This is a genomic window from Nonomuraea sp. MG754425 (genome assembly GCF_021699195.1).
Taxonomy (GTDB): domain Bacteria; phylum Actinomycetota; class Actinomycetes; order Streptosporangiales; family Streptosporangiaceae; genus Nonomuraea.
In genome coordinates this window covers 1-6044 of record NZ_SSXE01000327.1, presented here as the reverse complement: position 1 = coordinate 6044, position 6044 = coordinate 1, and the positions used below count along the sequence as shown (strand labels likewise).

General features: G+C 76.8%; 3 protein-coding genes. All 3 read left to right on the top strand.

What is annotated here, in order from left to right; genetic code table 11:
* Window positions 1-1059, top strand: a 1059-nt coding sequence (locus tag FAF44_RS51575; RefSeq protein ID WP_272896198.1) for a thioesterase domain-containing protein, incomplete at its 5' end; no start/stop codon positions are given.
* Window positions 1059-4325, top strand: coding sequence for an amino acid adenylation domain-containing protein (locus FAF44_RS51570; RefSeq protein WP_237110835.1), 3267 nt, complete (start codon window positions 1059-1061; stop codon window positions 4323-4325). The genes FAF44_RS51575 and FAF44_RS51570, both read left to right, overlap by 1 nt.
* A partial coding sequence (locus tag FAF44_RS51565) for a polyketide synthase (protein WP_237110834.1) occupies window positions 4325-6044 on the top strand: 1720 nt, incomplete at its 3' end. The genes FAF44_RS51570 and FAF44_RS51565, both read left to right, overlap by 1 nt.

The window sequence follows — 6044 nt, the reverse complement described above, 5'->3', positions numbered from 1 at the left end:
AGCACGGGCCGCGATGCAGAGGGGGCTCGTGGCGCTCGTGGCGCTCATGGTGCTCTTGGTGCGGAAGGGGTTCTTGGGGCGGAGGGAGTTCGTGGTGCGGGTGTGGGGGTGGACACGGACTTCTTCGAGGCCGGTGGCGACTCGCTGCTCGCCATGCGCCTGACCGCCGCCATCGAGGCCAGGCTCGGCCTGCGCACCTCCATCGCCGCCCTGTTCGAGGCCCCCACCCCGGCCGCGCTGGCCGTCCGCCTCGACAGGGCCGCGCCCGAGCTGGACCTGTCGCCGCTGCTGACGTTGCGCGCGGACGGCGACGGGCCGCCGCTGTTCTGCGTGCACCCGGGCCGGGGCATCGGCTGGTCCTACACCGCGCTCCTGCCGCACCTGGCCCCGGGCCGCCCCGTGTACGCCCTGCAGTCGCCCGCGCTCCAGGACCCGGGCCACCTCCCGCCGGGCGGCATGCGGGAGCTGGCCGAGGACTACCTGGAGCGGGTCACGGCGGTCCGCTCCGAAGGGCCGTACCTGCTGCTGGGGCACTCGTTCGGGGGGCTGCTCGCGTACGAGATGGCCGCGCTGCTGCGCGCGTCCGGACGACGGGTGGGCCTGCTCGCCTCGCTGGACGCCGCGCCGTGGCCGCCGGGCACCCGGGCCGACCCGGCGGACGTCGAGCAGGAGGCGCTGACCATCCTGCTGCGCACCCGCACCCTGCACCCGTACGCGCAGCCGGGGCCGCTGGAGCGGGCCCGGGTGTTCGCCGCCGTGCGCGGCAGCGCGGGCCCGCTGTCCGGGCTGGGCGACGAGCGGCTGTCGGCCGTGGCGGACGCGGTGGCCGGGCACCTGCGGCTGGCGGTGACCTACCGGCCGCCGCCGTTCGACGGGACGGTGCTGCTGTTCTCGGCCACGGCCCAGCCCGGCGGCCTGTCCTCGGCGGTCAAGGCGGAGCGGTGGGGGCCCGCCCGCGTACGGGTGCACGACCTCGGCTGCGGCCACAGCGACCTGCTGCGGCCGGGGCCCGCCGCCGAGATCGCCGCAGTCCTCGAACCGATCATGAGGGGGTTGTGATGGCACCGGTCGAGTACGAGTTCCCCGTGTCACCCGCGCAGGCCAGGATGCTGGTGCTGGACCAGCTCCGTCCGGGCACCGCCGAGTACAACGTGCCCGTGGCCTTCGCCGTGCGCGGGCCGTTCGACGTCGCCGCCTTCCGCGCGGCCCTGGACGCGGTGGTGGCCGGGCACGAGTCGCTGCGCACGGTGTTCCGGCCCCGTGACGGCGAGTACGTGCAGGTCGTGGCGGCGCAGGCGCGGGCGGCGCTGCGCGTCGAGCGGGACGTCCCCGTGGCCGCCGTGGACGAGCGGCTGCGGGCGGAGGCGGCGACGCCGTTCGACGTGGCGGCGGGGCCGCTGCTGCGGTGCGTCGTGTACACGCTCGACGACGGCGGCCACCGCGTCCTGCTCACCGCCCACCACCTGGTGTGCGACGGCTGGTCGCTGCGGCTCCTGCTCCAGGAGCTGTCCGCCGCCTACCGGTCCGCGAGCGCCGCAGGACCGCCGGACGCGCCCCGGCCGGCGTCGCTCCAGTACCCCGACTATGCCGCCTGGCAGCGGGCACGCCTGGCCGGGCACGCCCTGGACGAGGCGGTCGCGTACTGGGCGGCCACGCTGGCGGACGTCCCGAGGACGCTCGCCCTGCCCACCGACCGGCCCCGCCCGGCCGTGCAGTCCACGGCGGGCGGCGTGCACCGGCTCGACCTGCCCCCGGACGTCCGCGAGCGCCTCGCCGAGGTCGCCGCCGCCCGGAACACGACCCCGTTCGCGGCCATGTTCGCCGCCTTCGCCGCGTTCCTGGCCAGGATCTCGGGCCAGCGGGACTTCGTGGTGGGAGTGCCGGTCGCGGGCCGCGACCACCCGGACGTCCAGGGTCTCATCGGCCTGCTGGCCAACACGCTGGCCGTCCGGGCGGACGTGACGGGCGAGCCGTCGTTCCTCGACCTCCTGACGCGCGTGCGGGACCGCCTCCTGGAGGCCCAGCCGCACCAGGAGGCCCCGTTCGAGGCCGTGGTGGCGGCGCTGGCCCCCGGCAGGGAGCTGAGCCACGCCCCGCTCGTGCAGGTCATGCTGGCCTACGACGACGACACGCGCCTGCGTCTCGACCTGCCGGGCGGCGGCGCGGAGCGCGTCGAGCTGCTCCTCGACGACGCCAAGTTCGACCTGCTCCTGAGCGTGCAGCGGGACGGCGACGGCCTGGCCGCGCACCTCGTCCACCGGGCGGACCTGTTCGAGCGGGAGACGATCCGGCACTGGGCGCGCGTCTTCGAGACCCTGCTGTCCGGCCTGCTCGACCGTCCCGGCCTGCCGGTGACCGCGCACGACCTGCTCCCGGCCGGGGAGCGCGCACGCGTGCTGCGCCTCGGGAACCGCGCCGCCGTGCCCGTCGCCCCCTGTCCCGTCCCCCGTCTCGTCCCCGATCTGGTCGCCGAGCGGGCCGCCGCACGGCCGGACGCGACGGCGCTGGTCCACGGCACGACCCGGCTCACCTACCGCGAGCTGCTGGCGCGCGCCGACCGGCTGGCCGGGCGGCTGCGCGCGGCCGGGGTGGGCCCCGAGGTGCCCGTGGGGCTCTGCCTGCCCAGGGGCGTCGAGATGGCGGTGGCCGCGCTGGCGGTGCTGCGGGCGGGCGGCGCGTACGTCCCGCTCGATCCAGGCCACCCGCAGGCCCGGCTGCGGTTCATGGTCGCCGACGCCGGGGTGCGGCTGCTGATCGCCGACGGCTCCAGGGACCTCGGCGTGCCGGTGACCACGGCGGACGGCGCGCGGATCCCGCCGATCGGCCCCGTGCTCGCGGCCCGCCCCACCCTCGCCGACACGGCCTACATCCTGTACACCTCCGGCTCCACGGGCACCCCCAAGGGTGTCGCGGTCGAGCACCGCGCGCTGCTGAACCTGGCCGCCGCCGTCCGCCCCCAGTTCCCCGTGACGGGCGAGGACCGCGTCCTGCAGTACGTGTCGTTCGGGTTCGACGTGGCCGTCTCCGACCTGTTCTTCACCTTCGTGGCCGGGGCGGAGCTGCACGTGGCGGCCGAGTGCGAGCGACTCGGCGACGACCTGTACGCCCGCCTGCGCGACTCCCGCGTCACCTACGTGTTCCTGCCCCCGTCGGCGGCCATGTCGCTGCCGTGCCCGCCGGACGCGCTGCCCCACCTGCGCACCCTGGCCGTCGGCGGCGAGGCGTGCCCGCCCGAGCTGGTCGAGCGCTGGGCGACGCCGTGGCGGCGGGTGGTGGACGCGTACGGGCCGAGCGAGAACACGGTGTACTCCACCACGGCCGACCTCGTGCCGGGGCGGCCCGTGGTGATCGGCCGTCCGGTGGCGAACACGCGGGCGTACGTGCTGGACGCGCGGCTGCGTCCGGTGCCGGTCGGCGTCGCGGGCGAGATCTACGTGGCGGGCGCGGCGCTGGCACGCGGCTACGTCAACCGGCCGGGGCTGACCGCCGAACGTTTCGTGGCCGACCCGTTCGGGCCGCCGGGCGAGCGCATGTACCGGACGGGCGACCTCGGCCGGTACGACGCCGAGGGGGTCATCTCGTACCTGGGCCGGGTGGACACGCAGGTCAAGCTGCGCGGCTTCCGCGTCGAGCTGGGCGAGATCGAGACCGTGCTGGCCGCGCACCCGGGCGTGTCGGTGGCGGCGGCGGCCGTGCGCGGCGACCGCCTGGCCGTCTACGCGGTGCCCGCCGCCCGGCCTGCCGTGGATCTGCCCGCCCTGGAACCACTCGCCGTGGAACCACTCGCCGTGGAACCACTCGCCGTGGAACCGGAGCCGGGCACGAGGCCGCCGACGGTCGCGGAGGTGCGGTCCTGGCTGGGCGCGCGGCTGCCCGGCTACATGGTGCCCGACTCGGTGGTCTTCCTGCCGGAGTTGCCCGTCGGCAGGTCCGGCAAGGTGGACAGGGGACGGCTGCCCGAGCCGCCCCTCACCCGTCCCGACCTGGACAGCCCGTACGTGGCCCCCGCCTCCGCCACCGAGCGGCGGATCGCCGGGGTGTGGGCGGCGGCGCTCGACCTGACCCGGGTCGGCCTGCACGACAACTTCTTCGACCTGGGCGGCAACTCGATCCGGCTGCTGGCGGTGCTGGCGGCGCTGCGCGAGCGCGGGCAGGACGGCGGCCTCAAGCTGGTGGACCTGTTCCGGCATCCCACGGTCGCCACGCTGGCCGCCGTCCTCGACGGAGCGGGCACGGGCGGTGAGCGGGAGGAGTCCCTGCGACGGGGCCGCAGCAGACGCGAGCGGCTGGCCGCCCGCAGGAGCGCGCAGAAAGGCGAGCGGTGATGAGCGACGTGCCCGCAGTGGCCATCGTGGGGATGAGCGGGCGCTTCCCCGGGGCCCGCGACCTGGACGAGTTCTGGCGCAACCTCGTGGCGGGCGTCTGCTCGATCGCGGACTTCACCGAGGAGGAGCTGCTGGCGGCGGGCGCGGACCCGGCCGAGGTGCGCACCCCCGGTTACGTGGCCTCGAAGGGCTTCCTGGCGGAGGCCGACCGGTTCGAGCACGAGCTGTTCGGGTTCAACGCCACCGAGGCGGCGGCCCTGGACCCGCAGCACCGCCAGCTCCTGGAGACGGCCTGGTCGGCGCTGGAGGACGCCGGGCACGACCCGCGCCGCACGCGCCTGCGCACCGGCGTGTACGTGGGCGGCGCGCCGACCGAGCACGCGGTCGCGGCCCAGGTGGACGGGCGGCTGCGGGCGCGGCTGGGGCCGATGCACGTGCGGGTGTTCACCGACCGGGAGTTCCTGGCGGGCTGGCTGTCGTACCGGCTGGGCCTGACCGGGCCGAGCCTGACCGTGCAGACGGGCTGCTCGACCTCGCTCGCCACGGTGCACGTGGCGGTGCAGGCGCTGCTGGCCGGGGAGTGCGACATGGCGCTGGCGGGTGGCGTGTCGATCGACTCGCCGTACCCGCGCGGCTACCGGTACGAGCCCGGCGGCGTCTCCTCTCCCGACGGGCGCTGCCGTCCCTTCGACGAGAAGGCGGCGGGCACGGTCGGCGGCGACGGGGTCGGGCTGGTGGTGCTGCGGCACCTGGAGGACGCGGTGGCGGACGGCGACACCGTCTACGCCGTCATCCGTGGCAGCGCGGCCGGGAACGACGGGTCCGGCCGGGTGGGGTTCACCGCGCCGGGGGTGGACGGGCAGACGTCGGCCGTGGTGGAAGCCTGGGCGGCGGCGGGGCTGGACCCGGCGGACGCGCAGTTCCTGGAGGCGCACGGCACGGGCACGGACCTCGGCGACCGCATCGAGGTGGCGGCGTCCGCGCGGGCGTTCCGGGGGGCCAGGGGGTGCGCGATCGGGTCGGTGAAGTCGAACGTCGGGCACCTGAACGCGGCGGCGGGCGTGGCGGGGCTGATCAAGGCGGCGCTGATGCTGCGGCACCGCACGATGGTCCCGACGGTGAACGTCACCCGCCCGCACCCCGGCCTCAACCTGGAGGAGACCCCGTTCCGGCTGCTCACCGACGTGGAGGAGTGGGCGTCCCCGGCTTCCGGGCCGCGCCTGGCGGGGGTGTCGTCGCTGGGCATCGGCGGGACGAACGTGCACGTCGTCCTGGAGGAGGCCCCCGCGCCGCCCCCGGTCCGGTTACGTGCCGTGGGCGCGGTGGCGCTGCCGCTGTCGGCGCGGACGCCGGCCCAGCTCGCCACCGCCGCCCGGCGACTGGCCGCCGTCCTGCGCGCGCCCGGCGCGCCCGCCCTGGCCGACGTCGCGCACACCCTCGCCCACGGCCGCGCCGCCCTGGACGTCCGTGCGCACGTGACCGCGACGACCCACGAGGAGGCCGCCGCCGCCCTGGACGCCCTCGCCGCCGACCTCGCCGCCGACCTCGCCGCCGACCTCGACGCGGGCCGTGACGCCGGCCGTGACACCGGCCTCGACGCGGGCCGTGACACCGGCCGGGAGCCGGCCGGGGCGGCGGGTCAGGAGGCCGCCTGGCCCGGGACCGGGGGCAGGCGCGTCCCCCTGCCGACGTACCCGTTCGCCGGCGACCGCCATGGGG